The 18,335-nt window shown below is 58.3% G+C and carries 13 protein-coding genes and 3 pseudogenes; 8 read left to right on the top strand and 8 right to left on the bottom strand.

Annotation, left to right across the window (positions count from 1 at the left end; genetic code table 11):
- Together N554_RS41545 and N554_RS0128245 are read right to left on the bottom strand one after the other, a co-directional pair.
- Nucleotides 1-226 (bottom strand): annotated as a pseudogene (locus N554_RS41545) (IS30 family transposase); the annotation flags it as partial.
- Nucleotides 227-356: 130 nt separating this feature from the next.
- Nucleotides 357-2,129 (bottom strand): adenylate/guanylate cyclase domain-containing protein, encoded by a 1,773-nt coding sequence (locus N554_RS0128245; protein ID WP_029586543.1) that lies wholly within the window; start codon nucleotides 2,127-2,129, stop codon nucleotides 357-359.
- 1,039 nt (nucleotides 2,130-3,168) lie between these two features.
- Here N554_RS0128245 and N554_RS0128235 point away from each other — a divergent pair.
- The 3 genes from N554_RS0128235 to N554_RS0128225 all read left to right on the top strand — a co-directional run bounded on the left by N554_RS0128235 (nucleotide 3,169) and on the right by N554_RS0128225 (nucleotide 8,234).
- The gene (locus N554_RS0128235; protein ID WP_156042159.1) at nucleotides 3,169-5,592 is read left to right on the top strand and encodes a polyamine aminopropyltransferase; all 2,424 of its coding nucleotides are present in this window, start codon (nucleotides 3,169-3,171) and stop codon (nucleotides 5,590-5,592) included.
- 352 nt (nucleotides 5,593-5,944) lie between these two features.
- Nucleotides 5,945-6,883 carry a metallophosphoesterase gene (locus tag N554_RS0128230; protein WP_029586540.1) on the top strand — a complete coding sequence of 313 codons (939 nt, stop codon included), beginning with the start codon at nucleotides 5,945-5,947 and terminating at the stop codon, nucleotides 6,881-6,883.
- A gap of 412 nt (nucleotides 6,884-7,295) precedes the next feature.
- Nucleotides 7,296-8,234 carry a metallophosphoesterase gene (locus tag N554_RS0128225; RefSeq protein WP_029586539.1) on the top strand — a complete coding sequence of 313 codons (939 nt, stop codon included), beginning with the start codon at nucleotides 7,296-7,298 and terminating at the stop codon, nucleotides 8,232-8,234.
- Nucleotides 8,235-8,241: 7 nt separating this feature from the next.
- On the opposite strand, the gene N554_RS0128220 is transcribed toward N554_RS0128225, so the two are convergent.
- Entirely contained in the window at nucleotides 8,242-8,730 is a 489-nt protein-coding gene (locus N554_RS0128220) for a CDP-archaeol synthase (RefSeq protein ID WP_029586538.1), read from the bottom strand.
- A 264-nt stretch (nucleotides 8,731-8,994) separates the two neighbouring features.
- On the opposite strand from N554_RS0128220, the pseudogene N554_RS36540 reads away from it, so the two are divergent.
- A pseudogene (locus N554_RS36540) lies at nucleotides 8,995-10,628 on the top strand (acetolactate synthase large subunit).
- Between the two features lie 197 nt (nucleotides 10,629-10,825).
- Here N554_RS36540 and N554_RS36535 read toward each other — a convergent pair.
- Both N554_RS36535 and N554_RS0128200 read right to left on the bottom strand, forming a co-directional pair.
- Nucleotides 10,826-11,179 (bottom strand): DUF5681 domain-containing protein, encoded by a 354-nt coding sequence (locus N554_RS36535; RefSeq protein WP_029586537.1) that lies wholly within the window; start codon nucleotides 11,177-11,179, stop codon nucleotides 10,826-10,828.
- Nucleotides 11,172-11,693: a DNA-methyltransferase gene (locus tag N554_RS0128200; protein WP_256378765.1), complete on the bottom strand. Its 522-nt coding sequence runs from the start codon at nucleotides 11,691-11,693 to the stop codon at nucleotides 11,172-11,174. Before N554_RS0128200 ends, N554_RS36535 begins: the two co-directional genes overlap by 8 nt.
- A 154-nt stretch (nucleotides 11,694-11,847) precedes the next feature.
- Here N554_RS0128200 and N554_RS40450 point away from each other — a divergent pair.
- Nucleotides 11,848-12,111 (top strand): annotated as a pseudogene (locus N554_RS40450) (DUF5681 domain-containing protein); the annotation flags it as partial.
- A 498-nt stretch (nucleotides 12,112-12,609) separates the two neighbouring features.
- Nucleotides 12,610-13,419: a DNA-methyltransferase gene (locus N554_RS42380; RefSeq protein ID WP_245283733.1), complete on the top strand. Its 810-nt coding sequence runs from the start codon at nucleotides 12,610-12,612 to the stop codon at nucleotides 13,417-13,419.
- 381 nt (nucleotides 13,420-13,800) lie between these two features.
- Here the strand turns inward: N554_RS42380 and N554_RS40445 are convergent, their stop codons facing one another.
- On the bottom strand, nucleotides 13,801-14,004 hold the full coding sequence (locus tag N554_RS40445) for a hypothetical protein (RefSeq protein WP_156042157.1): 204 nt from the start codon (nucleotides 14,002-14,004) through the stop codon (nucleotides 13,801-13,803).
- 783 nt (nucleotides 14,005-14,787) lie between these two features.
- Here N554_RS40445 and N554_RS0128175 point away from each other — a divergent pair.
- Nucleotides 14,788-15,459: a recombinase family protein gene (locus N554_RS0128175; RefSeq protein ID WP_029586534.1), complete on the top strand. Its 672-nt coding sequence runs from the start codon at nucleotides 14,788-14,790 to the stop codon at nucleotides 15,457-15,459.
- Nucleotides 15,460-16,424: 965 nt separating this feature from the next.
- Here N554_RS0128175 and N554_RS41220 read toward each other — a convergent pair.
- Complete coding sequence (locus N554_RS41220; protein WP_197033781.1) at nucleotides 16,425-16,595, bottom strand: hypothetical protein; 171 nt, start codon at nucleotides 16,593-16,595, stop codon at nucleotides 16,425-16,427.
- A gap of 217 nt (nucleotides 16,596-16,812) precedes the next feature.
- On the opposite strand from N554_RS41220, the gene N554_RS42375 reads away from it, so the two are divergent.
- The gene (locus N554_RS42375; protein WP_081851448.1) at nucleotides 16,813-17,046 is read left to right on the top strand and encodes a hypothetical protein; all 234 of its coding nucleotides are present in this window, start codon (nucleotides 16,813-16,815) and stop codon (nucleotides 17,044-17,046) included.
- A 629-nt stretch (nucleotides 17,047-17,675) separates the two neighbouring features.
- Here N554_RS42375 and N554_RS0128165 read toward each other — a convergent pair.
- Complete coding sequence (locus tag N554_RS0128165) at nucleotides 17,676-18,062, bottom strand: DUF1330 domain-containing protein (protein ID WP_029586533.1); 387 nt, start codon at nucleotides 18,060-18,062, stop codon at nucleotides 17,676-17,678.
- Between the last annotated feature and the right edge of the window lie 273 nt (nucleotides 18,063-18,335).

The raw sequence follows: 18,335 nt of genomic DNA, 5'->3' as shown, positions 1-18,335 counted from the left end.
TGAGCCATCGAGAGATTTCCTCTCGTTCAGAAAGGCCGAGCGCCTGTTTGGCACGGTGCCGATCCGGAGGACGTATGCCACCGGTTGGCGAGATCACAGAGAAGACCGACGAGGACTCCCGGTCAAATCGGCGTCCGATCGAACTCATCGGCTCGCCGGCCTGCCAGCGATCCCAGATCTCAGACCGCTGAGCGGTCGAGTAATAAATGCGACGTCGCTGTTTCATGCCCACACTCCATCTTTGCTAAAAGATTAGAGTGTTGCGCTGACCAATTGAGCCCGCCACCCATGTCGGACATTCGCCTTTAATCACAGGCTGTCCGGATCGGGCGGCGGCGACGGACTTCAACGCAGCCTTAACCCTTCCAGCCGGCCTTGCGCAAACCCTCGACCAGATGAGCGTGGTCTTCCGGCCGAAACCACGGAGCTCTCTTGCGGACATACATGTCGAATGCCGCCGGTGCGCGCGAGACGGCCTTCTCCAATGCTTCCTTCGCTTCCGCCGTGCGCCCAAGCTGACCCAGCGCCGCCGCGGGCCAGCGGTAGATCATCGGAAAATCGGGAAACGACCGGATCAGTCGTTTCGCTGCTTCGATCGAAGCCTCGTATTCCCTGCAAAAATACCGACCGCACGCAACGTGCAACAAACGTACTGCCAGATACGGATCGCGGGGATCGAGCCTGATACATGTTTCGAGAGCCGTGAGCCCTTCCCTTGGCCGTCCCGCGAAGATCAGCGTCGCACCTCGGTGCCCATGCGCGATGGCCAGATTCGGACTCATTGAGAGAGCTCGCTCGATCTCGGCCAACGCCCCGTCAGCCTCGCCGCGCGCTTGCAAGGCCCAGCCGAGGGATGAACGGGCTTCAGCATCGGCGCCATCGAGCGCTACCGCCCGGCGCGCCAAGGCCTCGGCCGAGCGTTGCGCGCTTGGCAGATCCAGCTTCTGGTAGATCGCGGCGGCTTGCAGCTGATACAAGGCGAGCGCGCTGTAGCCGCCGGCGAAGGTCGGGTCGAGATCGATTGCCTGCTTAAAAAATCTCTCTGCCGTCGGATCGTCGTCTGGGGTCGCTTTGCTCAGATACCACAGACCGCGCTGATAGGCGGCCCAGGCATCGAGGCTCTCCGGTGGCTTGCGCATGGCGCGTCGCAGCTCGGCGTCTGCAATGGCGGGGGCCAGGGCGGTCGTCAGCGCTTCGGTGAGCTCGTCCTGCATAGCGAAAATATCGGCGAGATCGCGGTCGTAGCGTTCGGCCCACACATGGTTGCTGGTTCCCGCCTCTATCAACTGTGCAGTGACGCGGATCCGATTGACGGCCTTGCGCACGCTACCTTCGAGCACATAGCGCACGCCGAGCTCGCGTCCGACCTGTTTCACATCGACCGCTCGACCTTTGTAGGTGAAGGACGAGTTCCGGGCGATGACGAACAGCGAGGGATAGTGCGATAGCGCCGTGATGACATCCTCGGCGATCCCGTCGGAGACGAACTCTTGCTCGGGGTCGCCGCTCATATTGGTGAATGGCAGCACGGCGACGGACGGTTTGTCGGGCAACGCGAGCGCCGGAACCTCACGTTTGCGCGTCGCGGGCCGCTGGCTTGGATCGATGATGATGCGGTAAACGTGGACAGGCCGGGCGATATTCTTCAGCGTTTGCTCGCCCGCGTCCTCGACGTCGAAAGACACCTTATCGCGCGCGTGACTGAGGACTGTACGTGAGATACATATGCCGCCGGGTTCGGCGAGCGCCTCAAGTCGCGCCGCGATGTTCACGCCATCGCCATATAGGTCGCGGCCTTCGATCATCACGTCCCCAAGGTTGACCCCGACGCGAAACTCAATTCGTTTCTCCTGCGGCACGTCGGCATTGCGTTCGACCATGCCTTGCTGAACCTCGATCGCGCAGCGTACTGCATCCACCACGCTTGGAAACTCAATTAGAATTCCATCACCGGTCGTTTTCACGATGCGGCCGCGATGTTGCTTGTTCTTTGGATCGATCAGCTCGCGGCGAAGCAGCTTGAGGTGGGCGAGCGTGCCCTCTTCGTCCGCACCCATCAGCCGGCTATAGCCGGCAATATCGGCGGCGAGAATAGCGGCGAGCTTGCGTTTGGTCTGATCTGAGGCCATTGGGGCCGGTTTCCCCGTTCCCTATCTACATACTACCACCAAATGCTTTGCCTTTGGGGTCATTCACGGGGGATGGCCCGCCGTGAGACTGGTTCTGACGTTCGATCGTGCTGCTCCAACGCCGGAGCCTTAGCACGCCGAAGCATGAAGGGATGAGGCGCCGCGCTCGGCGATCGGCAAGTTTCGCACCACTCCGTCGGTCTGAGCTCGAACACGAAGGCGCCGGTGAGGGCGCGAAATCCGTTGACCTGCCAATCGACCAACGACCAGAATTTAGCCGGTCATCAATCGCAAGACAGCCAGAACGCTGGTTCTGACGGTGCCGCTTCTGCTGGACCGCGCCAACGAAGTCATCGAGTGCGGTCGACACTTCTGGGTTTGGCTTTCAGACATCAACTTGTTCCGCTGTTTCCAAGGCATCGTCCACTTCGATGCCCAGATATCTGACCGTGCTTTCGATCTTGGTGTGGCCGAGCAAGAGCTGCACCGCTCGCAGACTGCCTGTTCGCTGATAGATTAGAGCGGCCTTCTAACGTCGATCGTCGTGGTCGTGATCTCCTCCAGCGAATTAAGCGTTTCGAGGCGGTACTCGTGTGACCCCCGCCGATCTAGCGCATTTGCAAGGCTCAAAAGGGGCGCCGGGCCGCGGCCTCGTGCGCTTGAGTTTTGATCAGCGCCGGAAGCGAGCGGGGCCGATCCTGTCTGGATCGAGTCGGGCCATCACGGCAACTTGGGGCCGCGTTCGCTGCGCGCGCTGAACCTGAGATGTTCGGGCGCACTTTTGCTACAATTGCCGCGCTGAATGCCCGTGCGTTCTATCTTGGCTAACATTTGTTGTGGGGTGAGGGGCGACGTTTATTGTGGGCCATCGCAAGGCCGTACGGAAAGATTGCTAACCCAGATCAACCTGGGGCCCAGCTCGGCAGCCGCATATCGGCGGGGAGGGCGCGTGCATCTACCGAAAGCGAAATCGCGGGACGAAACCGGCCGAAGAGTCCGGTTCTATGTGGCTCTTGGCTTGGTGACGGCAGCGACACTGATGCTGCAGATCATCGAGACCAGAATCATTTCCGTTATCTCATGGTACCACCTGGCCTTCTTCGTCATCAGTATTGCCATGTTCGGTCTGACCGCTGGCGCGGTTTTTGTCTATTTGCGCAGGGAGAGGTTCAGACCGGAGCAACTGTCCTACGACCTGGCCGTGGCGGCGCTGGCCTTCGCCTTAACGACCGATCTTGCCATGCTCGTGCAATTGACGTTGGTGACAGGTGCTTCGCCGTCGCTCACCTCGCTGGTGGCTTGGGCAGAATTCGCGCTCTGTCTTGCCGTTCCATTTTTCTTTTCGGGCGTTGTCGTGAGCCTTGCCCTGACGCGTAGTCCCTATGCCATCGGAAATGTCTACGGAGCGGATCTGATCGGTGCGGCCGCTGGGTGTATCGGTGTCCTCGTGCTCCTGAATGTGATGAGCGGGCCATCAGCGGTGTTGTGGGTCGGTGCGCTCATCGGGCTCGCGGCACTCGGCTTCGCCGGCTCCGGACTCGGCACCCTGCCCGAAGCCACCTCGCTCGGGTCCAAGCTCTTTCGCTACCGCCGAAGCATTGTCACAGGCTGCCTACTCTTTGCGATTGCCAACACGCTCACGATCTATGGCGTTCGACCGACGATCATCAAGGATCACGTGGAAAGGCCGGCCGATCTTGCGTACGATCGCTGGAATTCGTTTTCCCGCATCACCGTCAGTCGGAGCGAAACCGTATCGCCGGCGATGTTCGGCGCCTCGCCGCGCTTGCCGCACTCGACCATTGAGCAGCGAGCGCTGAATATCGACGGCGGCGCCGGTACCGCCCTGTACCGCTTCGATGGAATCCTCGCGAACTTGGGGTTCCTGCGCTATGACGTGACCAACCTTGCCTATGCCATTCCGGACCTGAAAACGGGTGCCGTGATCGGCGTGGGCGGCGGTCGGGACGTCCTGTCGCAACGCCTCTTCGGCCTGAGCGACGTGACGGGCGTCGAGATCAATCCGATCATCATCGACGTCCTGGAGCGCCACTTTTCCGGCTATACGGCGATTGCCACATTGGATGGGGTGAAGTTCGAGGTCGACGAGGCGCGCAGCTGGTTTGCACGCACACCGCGCTCCTTCGATGTCATCCAGATGAGCCTGATCGATACCTGGGCGGCGACCGGCGCCGGCGCCTTCACGCTCACAGAAAACGGTCTTTACACAGTCGAGGCCTGGCAACGCTTTCTCGATCGGCTTAACCCAAGTGGCCTGTTCACGGTGAGCCGCTGGTACGCGCCCGGCGAAGTGAACGAGACCGGGCGATTGGTCAGCCTTGCCGTCGCGACACTTCTTGCAAGCGGCGCCGCCAAGCCCAGGCGCCACCTGTTCCTCGCCGCAGCCGGGAAGGTAGCGACACTGATTGTGACGAAGTCGCCGCTCTCGCTGGCGGCACTCAGGGCGCTCGAGGACGCCGCCAAAGCCAATGAATTCACGGTGCTGTTAAGCCCGGACACGTCCGCGCCATCCGCCGTGCTCGAGAAGATCGTCAGTGCTACGGACCGTCGCATGCTCGACCGGGCGACAGCCGGCTTCTATCTCGACCTCACGCCGCCGACCGATGCGCGCCCTTTCTTCTTCAACCAGTTGTGGTTCGCCACGCTGTTTGACGCGGACGTGTTCTCGCACTTCACTCACACTGGCGTGTTCGCGGGCAACCTCGTCGCGACGCTGACCCTTGCCATGCTCGTTCTGATTTCGGTCGCGCTGGTCGCCGCTACGATCATCGTCCCGCTGCAGCCGACGGTCAGAGAAGCCGGCTGGCAGCTGGCCGTGGGCGGCACCGTTTATTTCGTCCTGATCGGGAGCGGGTTCATGATGGTCGAGATCGCTCTGCTGCAGCGAATGAGCGTCTTCCTTGGTCATCCCGTCTACGCGTTGAGTGTCGTTCTGTTCAGCCTGATCCTCTGGGCAGGCTTCGGCAGCCTGGCATCCGAGCGCATGCGCCTTGCCGGAACAGGCAAGCTCCTAGCCTGGAGCGTGGCGAGTGCCGCTTACTTGTTTGCGTTGCCGTTCTGGCTGCCTCCGCTCTTGCTCGACCTTGACGGAGCGGGCCTTCTCGTTCGCGCCGGCCTCTGTGTTCTTGTCCTGGCGCCGGCAGGCGTCCTGATGGGCTTTGGATTTCCCACCGGCATGCGACTGGTCTCTGCAATCAGCGCGGGCCCGACGCCATGGTTCTGGGGCATCAACGGTGCTGCAGGCGTGCTCGCCGCAAGCGTCGCCGTTGCCACCAGCATTGCCTTCAGTATCGATACGACGCTCAGGATCGGAGCCGCCTGCTACCTCCTGGTCGCCGCTCCCGCAATGTTATTGATGTCCGCCGGCGCCCGATCCAGCCACACCGCGCTCCGATCCCTGCACCCGAGCGAACCCAAACCAGCGATAGAGCCAAACAAATAGAAAACGATCCGTATTGTTGAGGTGCGGTCGCTTCGCCGTTCGCCGGCGAAGCACATTGACCTGTTGCCGCAGAACCAGGTTTTCCGCTTCCAGCGTTGCTCTCCTTGAAGCGCGAAGCCAGGATACCGAGAATCAGCTTGAACAGATTGGTCATCAGGATGCGAGCTTACGCCGTCCGCTTGCTGCATCTACGCCGACTCGAATTTTCGGTACACACAGGGAGTTCCTGGTGTGCAAATCAGCTATGTTGTCCGGTAAAATAAACTGTTTGCCCGAAGGGAATACTTTGTAGTGTCTAGCACAGCCTGATGTTTCCATGGAAGATCGAGCCGATTTCAGAGGAAGTTATTCCGTGGACAAGGATATCTTACGCAAACTGGAGGAACGTCTCGGGCCGCTCCACGCAAGGCAGCGATTGGGGATCGAGACGGACCATGAAGCACAAGTCTTCGGCCAAGGGCTTACCTTCTTTCATTTAGAGAACTTGTATTTGGCGCCGGCAATCATTCGAAATGCGCTGAAGCTAACAGGCCTCTATTGGCGTGCTCGCCGAAATGCAGAACGGATTGTTGTTAGGCGAAACGACGTGAGGTTTGCCGCGTTACCGTCGCTTTTTGACCATTACACCATTCTGCACATCAGCGACCTGCATGTGGACATGAATGAGGCTGCCATGCAGAACCTGATCCAACTTGTCGGCGGTCTACAATATGATCTGTGTGTTCTAACCGGCGATTATCGAGGAAAGACTTTTGGACCGTTCGAGGCGGCTATGGAGGGCGTGGCAAAAGTGCGAGCTCATCTAAAGCAGCCGATCTATGGTGTGCTCGGCAACCACGATACAATTCAAATGGTTCCGGCGATGGAAGCCATGGGCATACGAATGCTGCTCAACGAATGTGAAATGATCGCACGCAGTGATCAGCGCATCTTTCTCGCCGGCATCGATGACGCGCACTTCTTTAGGGTCGACAATATCGAAAAAGCGGCGTTGCAGATCCCCGATAGTGAGTTTTCTATATTGTTGTCGCATACACCGGAAGTGTATCGCCAGGCTGCGCATGCTAATTTCAATCTGATGCTAAGCGGACATACACATGGTGGTCAGATCTGTCTGCCCGGATCTATTCCGATTAAGCTGGAGGCAGTGTTACCACGACGAATGGGGGCGGGAGCTTGGCAGTATCAAAACATGAGCGGCTACACCTCTGTAGGTGCAGGATCGAGCGTCGTTCCTGTGCGCCTGAACTGTCCGCCGGAAATTACCCTGCATTGCCTTCGGCGCGGCTGACCGGGAGCAATTGCGTATAGGCAAAAGGTGCATCGCCGCAGCGCTGAATCCCTTCAGGGACCGTCAACCGAACAAGTCCATTTAGACCTCGCGGGTGTCAACCCTCGCCACGCCCACCCCTCCTTTTGAAAAAGAGCGTCAGCAAGATTAGATCGGCCAGGGCGCCGCTCACAAGAAAATACACGTTAGAGCCAGCCCGTGACTTCGGTGACTCCGTTTATTCGGCTAACGTCGCGATGTCGGCCAGCGGCCCCGCGCCGGCAGAGAGTGAGACGCAAATCTAACGCTTCGAGCAAACCCGAATGAGAAATGCGAGATGGGTTGAATCGGGAATGGCCGGAATACTCTATAGTGCCTGTCAGAACCGGATGTCCCCAGGGAACGTCGAGCCGATTTCGGAAGAAGGTATTCCATGGACGAAGATATCTTGCGCAAACTAGCGGAACGTCTCGGACCGCTCCACGCGAAACAGCGATTGGACATCGAGGCGGATCACGAGGCGCAAATCTTCGGCCAAGGCTTCATCTCCTTTCACATAAAGAACTGGTATCCGGTCCATTCTGTCATTCGAAAGGCACTGAAGCTGACCGGTCTCTACTGGCGCGGACGCCGAAATACAGGACGCATTTTCGTCAAGCGCAACGACGTTATGTTCAAGGAGTTGCCGCCGCTTTTTGACGGCTTCACGATACTCCACCTTAGCGACATGCATGTGGATATGAATGAAGCTGCCATGCAGCACCTGATCGAACTCGTCGGCGACATGCGTTACGATCTATGTGTTCTAACCGGCGACTATCGAGGGAAGACTTTTGGACCGTTCGCGGCAACCTTGGAGGGCGTCGCACGAGTGCGAGCTCATCTAAAGGAGCCCGTTTATGCGGTGCTTGGCGACCACGATACAATCCAATTGGTTCCGGGGCTGGAAGCGATGGGAATACGGATGCTACTCAACGAGTGCGCGGTGATCGTGCGCGGTGATCAGCAGATCTATCTAGCCGGTATCGATGACGCGCACCACTTTAGGGTCGATAACATCGAAAAGGCTGCGTTGCAGATACCGCATGGCGAGTTCTCCATCCTATTGTCGCACACACCGGAAATCTATCGCCAGGCGGCTCATGCCGATTTTAATCTGTTGCTGAGCGGACATACGCACGGTGGGCAGATCTGTCTGCCAGGATCTATTCCTATCATACTTGATTCAGTATTGCCTCGACGTATGGGGGCGGGAGCTTGGCAGTATCACAACATGAGCGGCTACACCTCTGTAGGTGCGGGATCGAGCGTCGTTCCTGTGCGCCTCAACTGTCCGCCGGAAATCACCCTGCATTGCCTTCGGCGCGGCTGACGGCGAGCTAATATGGTTCATCGCGCACGTGGACCTGGTATAGAAGGCGGGACAGAATTAGCTCGCCGATAAAAAAGATCCCGACGCCAAGCGCTATGTCTGCGATCGTCAAGGAAAGTGGATCGCGGCATGCCAGCATCGGAAATAGGGATTCGGGCACCTGATCGAGGCAGAGCGCCTGGCTGCTCGGCGGAAAGTTTAGGCGGCGCTTCACGAAACTGGAGAACAAGTCCCCCACCATTGCCGCGCCTGCCACGATAGCGCCGATCGTCAAATCTAGACCGATAAGCGGGGCGCTTGCCGTCGTGATGAGGATCGAAGCCGTGATGCCGCGAATGGTTTTCGAGTGACCAAACAACGGCCGCCCATCAAAAAAAATGATTCCGCCATCCAGCGGGCGAGCAAAACGCGGGCCAAATATCTTCTTTGCGACGATCGGCGTGCCATTGGCCAACGTCAATAGCGCCAATAATTGCAGTATGTGCAAAAAATGCATCCTCGCAGGCTATCTCAGCCCGCGCCGTTGCGCGACCCCTCATCGCCCTCCGGTGATCCGGCGGTCGATGAAGGCGGCAAGATTCGGGATTTTTCGGATATACTCGATGGTATTGTCGAAGCCGTGAAGCGGCAGACTTTGCGACGTCGCGATCTGCTAGGATTTCCGGCATGGTAGCGTGACGCAATCGATGATGCATATTCTCATATCCGTCTCGATCAGACGGAACTCTTCGGGCTCTTGGATGTACAGCAGGGATCGAAAATGAAGGGATCAGATCTTCTCGTTGCTGCCCTGGAGAACGAGGGCGTTGATCGTATTTTCGGGGTGCCCGGCGAGGAGAACCTCGATGTCGTCGAAAGTCTTCGGCAGTCCTCCATTGAGCTGGTCGTAACCCGTCATGAGCAGCCGGCGGCTTTCATGGCAGCAACATATGGGCGGCTCACCGGAAGACCAGGGGTAGCGCTCAGCACACTTGGTCCGGGAGCGCTTGATCTCGTCACGGGCGCCGCTTACGGGTTTCTTGGTGGCATGCCGATGGTGCTGATCACCGGTCAGAAGGCGATTCGACATAGCCGACAGGCCCATTTCCAGATTGTCGATGTGGTCGCCGCTATGCGCCCGCTCACGAAACAGTCACAACAGATCGTCAGCGCATCGAGTATTCCGACTCTCGTCCGGAACGCATTTCGCATCGCGGCCGAAGAGCGTCCTGGCCCGGTTCATCTCGAGTTGCCGGAAGACGTAGCTGCAGAGGAGGCGGGCGACGTCCCAATGGTGCCGGCCCATGTGGCGGAGCTTCCGATTCCATCGCCGGAAGCCTCAAGCGCGCATCCGACTTGATCTTAGCCGCCAAGTATCCGCTGCTCATGTTCGGCGCTGGCGCAAGTCGCCCTCAACTTGCTCCGGCACTTGCCGATTTCGTTCGTCGCCTCCGCATCCCCTTCTTCAATACGCAGATGGGGAAGGGGGCTGTCGGGGGTGCGTCGGACTTCTATCTTGGCACCGCGGCCTTGAGCGAACGCGATTACGTCCACCAGGCGATCGATCGCGCGGACATCATCGTGACGATCGGGCACGACACGATTGAGAAGCCGCCGTTCCTCATGGCGCGGGGCCGACATCAGGTCATTCACATTGGGTTCGTGTCGGCGACCGTCGAAGAGGTGTATTTTCCTCAGGCCGAAGTCGTTGGCGACATAGCTAAAGGCCTCGACCTGCTCGCCGACCAGTTGGAAGGCAAGCTGAAGACGAACTCGGACTGGGTCGTTTTACGCAAGGATATCCTGGATCACATAACCGATCGAGCGGAAGAGGATCGCTTCCCCTTGACTCCGCAACGCATCGTGCACGACGTCCGGCAAGTCATGCCGCCCGAGGGAATCGTGGCGCTCGACAACGGGATGTACAAGATCTGGTTTGCTCGCAATTACCGCACGGATGTTGCAAACGCGCTTCTTCTGGACAATGCGCTGGCGACGATGGGAGCCGGTTTGCCTTCCGGGATGATGGCGGCTCTGCTTTATCCCAAGCGCCGCGTGCTGGTCGTGGCAGGCGACGGTGGGTTCATGATGAACAGCCAGGAGCTTGAAACGGCGCGGCGGATGAATCTCAATCTTGTGGTTCTGATCATCGAGGACCAAGCCTATGGCATGATCCGGTGGAAACAGGCGGTCGATGGCTTTGCGGACTGGGGCCTAACCTTCGACAATCCTGACTTCGTCGCGTACGCCGCCGCCTACGGCGCCCGAGGGCGGCGGGTCACGACGGCGTCGGGGTTAGCGCCGGCGCTGGAGGAGGCATTTTCCGCCGGCGGGTTGCACCTGGTCACCGTTCCAATCGACTACAGCGAGAATATTCGGGTGCTTGTCGACGAGCTCAGGCACATGCAGGACTAGTCTATTATTTCGAGTAGGTCCCGCGACGCTTCTGACGGTTGCTTGGATCGAGGCCACCACCGTTGGCGACCCGCGCGTGCGCTTGTTGCGCTTGTTATGAACAGCCGGCCGATTAAGTCTTTGGCTAAGAGAGTAGGGGCGGACATCGCAATATCCTGACGTGAATGAATAGGTCTCTTGCGTGAGCGTTGTCGTCGTTATCTCTTTCTGGGTGCCTCGGGGTCTTTCGGATCTACGATAATCCGTCTGATAAGGGCTATTTCTTGCTGAATGGACGCTGGCTCCAGCAGCTTGAACCTTTCCGCGATCTCCATCGCTTTCATAAACGATCGTAAATCTCCCTTTAGTGCGTTGTTTAGACAGACTTCAGCGGCAGCGAAAAGCTTGGGGACACGGCGGACCCCACCTGCATCCTTGATCCTGACGGTTTTGAAAAAGGCGTCCCTGAGCAGGCCGGTGTTATTCTTCCTTCCCTTGGGACGACCTTTTGGGTTCCCGGACTTGCCCTTCCTGAAGCGTGTTTGGATATCTTTCCGCTCTTCGTTAGCCATTCTGTTTCAGACCGGCATCTGTAATGTTTTGATTGGGCATGCCGACGCTCCGCTGCTCGGTGATGTCCTCAAAGGTTGCACCGGACCCGTCGAGGCGCGCCGGCTTTCCGCTGTAGCGCTGCCAGCGTCGCACAGCGACGTCGACATACAGAGGGTCGATTTCCATAGCATGCCCTCGGCGACCGGTCTTCTCCGCTGCAATCAGTGTGCTGCCGCTGCCGCAAAACGGGTCAAGTACAATATTTGAGCGTTTGGAGGCATCCTTGATAGCGTCGGCGATCAAGGCAACTGGCTTGACGGTTGGGTGCATGGAGAGTTCGTCGAGGCGGCCGGTGCGGAATGTGTTCACGCCGGCATATTCCCAAACATTGGTGCGGTTTCGACCGTGTCGCCCGAGTTCAACGTTGTTGGTGTGAGACTTCGTGCCGGCTTTGAAAAGCAAAACCAACTCGTGTTTTGATCGATAGAGCGATCCCATGCCGCCGTTGTCCTTGTTCCAGACGCATAGGTTCAGGAATGAGGAGTAGACGGCTCTGCCAGCGGAAAGGACTTCGTATACCGACCCGAGTCGCTATCGCGTAGAATCGTGCGGTTGCACGCGCGCTTCGCGCTTGCCGCCGGGAATCGATGCAGATGTCAATGACCGATATCGATGACGACGCAGAGCAAGCAAGACGCTCTTCAACAAGGTCCTGGACGAGGAGATCTCGCTCAGAGACGGAACAGAAGTAAAAAAGATAACCAAAGCTGAAGCGGTTGTGCGCAGCGTCGTCGTCGGCGCCTTGAAGGGCGACCCTCGCAATGTCGCAATCTTGTTTCGATTGGCAGAGCAGGCGGGACAATTCCAGGATGGACCCTCCGACATCACGGAAATCAGGCGCGTCATTGTAAGATGGCAGGGCGACAAGGATGACGATGCCGATGCGGTCTGACTTCGATCAATCCACACAGCAGAGCGAGACCCTGGTAGCAGCCAAGTCTGCAGGGAAGGTAACCTGGCCGGCGGATCACGTTGAGCGCTGGCCGACGGAGCGGCTGATCCCGTTTGCCCGTAACGCGCGCACCCATAGTGACGCACAAGTCAGCCAGATTGCATCGTCTATCCGCGAGTGGGGCTGGACCAATCCAGTGCTCGTGACCGAAGACGGCACAATTTCGCGGGTCATGGCCGGGTGTTGGCAGCACGCAAACTGCGCATCACCGACGTCCCGGTAATGATAGCTTCCGGTTGGACGGACGCGCAAAAGCGGGCCTATGCCCATCGCGGATAACAAGCTCACCCTGAACGGTGGCTGGGACGAGGAACTGCTAGGGCTTGAGCTTGGGGAGCTTGAAGTCTTGGGTTCGACCTTGACCCGATCGGCTTCACTGAAAGCGAACGAGAAGCACTAGCCGCGCGATTTACAGAAGGGCTGACCGATCCAGACGTTGTGCCGGACCTGCCGAGTGAGCCTGTCGCCCGAGCTGGCGATCTTTGGGTCCTTGGCACGCATCGCCTCCTTTGCGGTGACAGCACGTCCGCGGAAGCTACCGAGCGGCTGCTGGCCGGGGTCAAGCCGCAGTTGATGATTACCGATCCGCCCTATGGCGTGAACTATGATCCGGCCTGGCGGAAGCGGGCCGGCGTAAACCTCAATGCCCGCAAGCTCGGCAAGGTAGCGAACGACGATCGCGCCGATTGGCGGGAGGCGTGGGCACTGTTCCCCGGCTCTGTCGCATATGTCTGGCATGCTGGTCGGCACACGAGCGTGGTCCAGCAATCACTGGAGGCCTCCGGCTTCGAGATGCGCTCTCAAATCATCTGGGCCAAGGACCGTTTCGCGCTCAGCAGAGGCCACTATCATTGGCAGCATGAACCATGCTGGTACGCCGTGCGCGGGACGGCCGGGGCGAATTGGAGCGGGGACCGCAAGCAATCAACACTTTGGACCATCAACGCCCGCGAGGACGACGGGCACGGCCACGGGACTCAGAAGCCCGTCGAGTGTATGCGCCGGCCGATCGAGAACAACTCGTCACCGGGGCAAGCCGTGTACGAACCATTCAGCGGATCCGGCACCACCATAGTCGCGGCCGAGATGACAGGGCGCGCCTGCTTCGCAATCGAAATTGACCCGGCCTATGTGGACGTCGCGGTGCTTCGGTGGCAGGCCTTTACGGGCGAGAATGCCACGCTTGAAGGAGCCGGCAGATCGTTTGCGGAAGTGGCAGCCGAACGGCAAGTCGAAAGCGCCAGCTGATGGGGCGGCGGGCCCACCGACCGGGATCCCTCGCAACGTCGCCAAGTCGAAGCCTTGGCGGCCTATGGCATCCCGGAAGCCGATGCCTCGGGGTCGTTGGGATAGATCCGAAAACGCTGCCTAGCACTACCGGAGGAACTCGATCTGGGGGAGACCAAGGCCAATGCCCAAGTGGCGGGCTTTCTCTTCAACGCGGCCAAAAATGGCAACGCGACGGCACAAATCTTCTGGCTCAAGACTCGCGCGAAGTGGCGGGAGACGCCAATGGAACTGCGGCACTCCGGAGCTATTGCGAGGAAGGACCTCAGCGAGCTATCCGACGAGGAGCTGATGGACATGATCCGCACGGCCGCAATCGTCTTCCATCGCGTATCATTCGCCTTAGCCGTTGTTCGATCGCGCTAGGTCACTAGAGCGGTTCGCAATTTTTCCTAAGAATGGTTCAAAAGATTCCCTGAGTTGTTTCCATTCCGCTGCTTCTGCACGCCAGTATTCCATCAGCGAGTATTCCATTTCCTTTCTGGCAAGCGCAGCCCGCTCACGGCACATGGCCTCCAACGCTGCGAATTGTTTCTTTGAATACATGGGCTTTCCAGTCGTCGCTGAGTCTAATCCGTTCGTGATCAAAGCCAACTGACAATCTGGTCATGCGACTTGTCACGTCCGTAAGTATGTTTCCGAATGTGTAATCCACATGACAAACCCAAGCGCTTTGGTACAATTAGTCGGTACAAGAATAAAAGATAATTTAAGGAAAAGAAGATTTTCGGTTACGTGCGAGTGCGAAGGAAGGAGGTTTTATCGCAGTAGCAGATAACGGCGGTGAAGGAGTTGAGCACGTCGCCGTGCTGATTGAGAAAGCGGCTGATCTCAAATCTCAAGTTGATGAATCGAGTACGACGCCGGACCCGACTTCTCAAGCGCCGGATGCCCAACCCAAAGGTAGCGGCACGGCGCATCAGGCAATGACTCCGCGCCATATGTTGTCCGCCTCAGCGATCCTCCGACAGCGCACGAGCGGCTGCAGTTCGCAGCAGTTCGCATTTGCGTCGCTCGATAGCGATCATGCCGGCGAAATGCCTAACCGTAGGCGAGTGGATCGCGCGCTTCGGCCGAGCATAACCAATCATCCGCGACATCATCCTGTCGCCGCCCTGCGGGCCAGGAAGGGCACGTGGCGCGGTTCGGAACGACACCTGGCCCTAACAATATCAGAGAGAACTTTGAGCCTTGGGCCGCCTGTGCGCGCTTTGTCGCAAAGCGGTAGGAGATGACGCCATTCGTCTGCGCTGCTGCAACATGAAAAGAGCAATTACATTGCTCTGGATTGCCCTACGACCAAACCGCATACGGTGGTATGCCGTTTGTATGGGGCGCGCCGTCGCATATCTTCGAGTTTCCACGCAACAGCAGCAGCGCTCCGGGCTCGGGATTGAGGCGCAAAGGGCAGCGATTGAGCGCTTTGTCGCGGCCGAGTCGCTGACCATCATTGAAGAGTTTGCCGAGTTCGAGACCGGGAAGGGCGCTGACGCTCTTGATAGGCGCCCGCAGCTTGCGGCTGCCTTGGCTGCAGCCAGGAAGGCAAAGTGCAGCATCGTCGTCTCCAAGCTGGATCGGCTTTCACGCGATGTTGCGTTTGTCTCGGGCTTAATGGCCCAAAGGGTGCCGTTCATTGTTGCTGAACTCGGTCGCGATGCAGATCCTTTCATGCTGCACCTGTACGCGGCCCTGGCGGAAAAAGAACGGCGGCTGATAGCCGACCGAACAACAGCCGCACTGCAGGCCAAGAAGGCGAACGGCGCAAAGCTCGGCAACCCGACAAACCTTTCTGTTGCGGGCTCGTTAGGACGCATCGCCCAAGCGCAGGTAGCGGATGAATTTGCCACAAACCTGATGCCCGTAGTCCAAGCGATCCGGAATGCCGGGGCACTTAGCCTGGCCGAGATTGCTAGCGCTCTAAATGGTCGTGGTGTCCGACCTGCTCGGGGCAGCAGGTGGCACCGGTCGTCCGTTAGAAACCTGTTAGCTCGTGCTAAGTAGTGCCTTGGCCTTTATAGGCGGGAAATTGGATGTTAGCGATCGATGACTACCTGGCGCTCGCGGTCTTCGCGATTTCTCTCGATAGTTGCGATCATCTCTGGGGGTTCCGATTCTCCTTCTTTGATCGCGGCCGTGTTCCACTCCGTATCGTAACAACTGTTTTGGCTTGTCCCTACCGTGACGCGGTTGTCTACCAACGAACACTAACTCCAAGGCCAACTTCTTCTGAACCGGCTTGGGTAGCGCCCAATACAGTCGCGGCCACGATCAAGCTCAAAACGTAGCTCATGATCCGCTCCAACTTATAGCTGTTATTTTAACAGGATGTCTCGGCAGAGGTTCCGGCTTGTCTCCCAGGCGGTAAGCGCCCCTTGGTTTCTCTGTTCCAATTGAGGTTCGGCCTGACATCCGAGGCAAGTTGGTTAGAGGCGAGCTGGCGACGAGGCGCTTCTTAGATGCTCTTTCCGGCTCGCAATCAGCAGTGCAGCCTTGCCGAACTACTGGTTTCTTTTTTGCGGCTCGCGATTGGACGCGATACCGCCGCTAGGGTAGTCGGACCGCCTTAATTGGCGGTTTCATCCCACCGCGCCACACGCCATCGCGCTGGCGCGCGACCTCACCAAGCACTGCGAGTGCCTAATTCGGCCAGTACCAAACAAGGCCCCAGCGCCGAGACGACTGGGGCCGTTCAAGGTAGTGTCTCCGGGGGCGCCAGAGACACGGGCCAATAATCAAAGGCATGGCCGCTTGTTCCCGGACCTAAAGAAATGCTCGCCTCCGGAACATTTTTCGGTGTCTGATTTTTTATGCCCAGCATTTACCGAGCGGCTACGAGGGAGGCGCTGTTCCGGTAGATGTCAGGGGTCCGGGCTCCCTCGCCGGGGCTCCGCCTCAGTCGGCGGGCTCTTTCAGGACGGGCCAAGCACCGTCACGCAGGGGCGGAGCCGATGTGCGGTACCCCCAGTTCAGCGTTGCTTGTTGGATGATTTTCGATTGGCCTTTAACACGTCGGCCTGCTTGCGATACGCCTTAGCAAGGTTGGAAAGGCTCTGCGCCGCTTCCACGTCAGATATTGCCCGCGCCATGCGCTCGGCTTTCTTGGCCTGCTTACGGAAGAATTTGGTTTCCTTCACCATCGCCGCACCTAGCGCTAGGCGGGAATGCTATCACGAGCGCCCTTGCGTCTCTCGCCGGCGGCTTGACGGGTTCGCATGCACATAGGTTAAGCGGAGGGAAAGCCGTTTGTTCCGAAACCGCACAGTTGTGTCTCCGGAACGAATTCACCGCTCAGGGCTTGACCCGACGTTGCGATATCGGTCGCAAACCGATGATAATGAGGGATGTGGAACCAGAATGTCCCGATTGCCATTTGTCGTTTTGGTTTTGTCAGCGGGCTTATGTTCTGCATCGGCACAGGGTGGTGGCCATCTCGGAACACCACAGGAGCAACAAGCTTGTTCGCGCGATGCTTCCCGCTTTTGCCGAAAACAACTGAGTGATGATATGGCTGTTCAACGGTGCCTGCAGCAGCACCGAGCAAAGCTGAGTAGGCCCTGTAAAAAGGTCTTTGAAAGCCATGGCATGTAGCGGGTCAGAGCCATTTTAGCTGAATCCGGGGCATCGGCTTGAATCCCGGTTCTGTTGCGGAAGTTGCGTTTGTGTCTGATCAGGATTTGGTTCTCGATGCGGTGCAAGAAGCTCAGCGAATTTTAGCTGAACACGCTCAGCCGGGTCCACGCCGGAATCCAGATGAGACAATTAACATGCTTCTATATTTGCTCGACCGGAGCGACGTGTGGCTGCTGTCAGCTGCGCGCCGGGTACAAGGCCGATGTCGCTCCGAGCCCGTCACCGAAGTTGCCCGTGGGCTAGTCACAGGATGACGTAGTCCCCCACATCAATACTCCATCGCCGCGCCTGCAGCCTAGATGCGCAAACAGAGCATCTGAACTGGTGACTGATAGGAATGAGCAGAAGCCTTGTCAATCCGTCCCCAACGATGTTCCATATCATCTGATCTGCGCAATATTTTGGGGCGTGCTAAGCCAATGTCCGTTCTTGGGAGAAGAGCGGAAGACATTTGCTCGTGCTGAGTGTTTCTCAGTTTTGACCCGGAGCGGACGTCATCGACCCGGGCGGAACGGGCTCACCGCGACCGTCGGAATAGGGATGAGGCCGCCAACTCAGGCGGCCTCGATCTTGCGAGAATCCATCGGCTATAGTGGAACGCCCTCGACGACGAAGCTGCGGAATTTCGCTAACTTGTTGCGGAGCGGTAGGAGGTCCTTGAAGGCCGTTGAATCGCGGTAAGCCTGGACTTTTTCGAGGCTATCCCACTGTTGAATGACAACGCGCGATTTCGGCGGTTCTCCTTCGATCGTGGTGGTCTTGCCTCCGGCGGCAAGGAATTTGCCGCCAGCTGCTTTGATCGCAGCCTGAGCCTTTGGAACGTAGTCCTTCAAATACGCTTCCTGGTCCAAGAAATCGATTTCAACGACTTGGTAGACGGGGGACTTGGCCTGGGCGTGAAGCCCCTGAACCGCGACCGCGCCAAGTCCGAAACCGGCGAGCATTGCCAACGTCATGGTGTAGTGGGTTTTCATAACTTTCCTCCCTGATCGTTGCAAGATTTGCCGCGTGCGCGTGCGCACACGACCGTGCGAGTGCTGGTAGCACCGGCAAAAAAGTACGTCGGTCTATTTAGGTGCGATGCCTGCCGACAGCTTCGACGCTGCCGTAAAAAAACTCGGGGCCTCGGCACGTCCCGCTGGCAGCTCTCAAAGGCACTGGGTGGAAACATACATCAGTGGGAAGGATGTCGAAAGAGGCGTGGCGGTCAATCACCCTTATAGGGGCATTGAGAACGTCTCCTTCAG

The organism is Bradyrhizobium sp. URHD0069, assembly GCF_000701345.1.
Taxonomy (GTDB): Bacteria; Pseudomonadota; Alphaproteobacteria; order Rhizobiales; family Xanthobacteraceae; genus Bradyrhizobium.
The sequence above is the reverse complement of the archived record's forward strand: the minus strand, read 5'-3'. Positions and strand labels throughout refer to the sequence as shown.

What these genes read in the sequence shown, in the direction of transcription:
- N554_RS36535 (WP_029586537.1), bottom strand. Translation starts at nt 11,179, where the DNA reads ATGGCTAACGAAGAGCGGAAAGATATCCAAACACGCTTCAGGAAGGGC.
- N554_RS41220 (WP_197033781.1), bottom strand. Translation starts at nt 16,595, where the DNA reads ATGGTGAAGGAAACCAAATTCTTCCGTAAGCAGGCCAAGAAAGCCGAG.
- N554_RS0128220 (WP_029586538.1), bottom strand. Translation starts at nt 8,730, where the DNA reads ATGCATTTTTTGCACATACTGCAATTATTGGCGCTATTGACGTTGGCC.
- N554_RS0128225 (WP_029586539.1), top strand. Translation starts at nt 7,296, where the DNA reads ATGGACGAAGATATCTTGCGCAAACTAGCGGAACGTCTCGGACCGCTC.
- N554_RS0128245 (WP_029586543.1), bottom strand. Translation starts at nt 2,129, where the DNA reads ATGGCCTCAGATCAGACCAAACGCAAGCTCGCCGCTATTCTCGCCGCC.
- N554_RS40445 (WP_156042157.1), bottom strand. Translation starts at nt 14,004, where the DNA reads ATGTATTCAAAGAAACAATTCGCAGCGTTGGAGGCCATGTGCCGTGAG.
- N554_RS0128235 (WP_156042159.1), top strand. Translation starts at nt 3,169, where the DNA reads ATGCTGCAGATCATCGAGACCAGAATCATTTCCGTTATCTCATGGTAC.
- N554_RS0128165 (WP_029586533.1), bottom strand. Translation starts at nt 18,062, where the DNA reads ATGAAAACCCACTACACCATGACGTTGGCAATGCTCGCCGGTTTCGGA.
- N554_RS0128175 (WP_029586534.1), top strand. Translation starts at nt 14,788, where the DNA reads ATGGGGCGCGCCGTCGCATATCTTCGAGTTTCCACGCAACAGCAGCAG.
- N554_RS42375 (WP_081851448.1), top strand. Translation starts at nt 16,813, where the DNA reads ATGTCCCGATTGCCATTTGTCGTTTTGGTTTTGTCAGCGGGCTTATGT.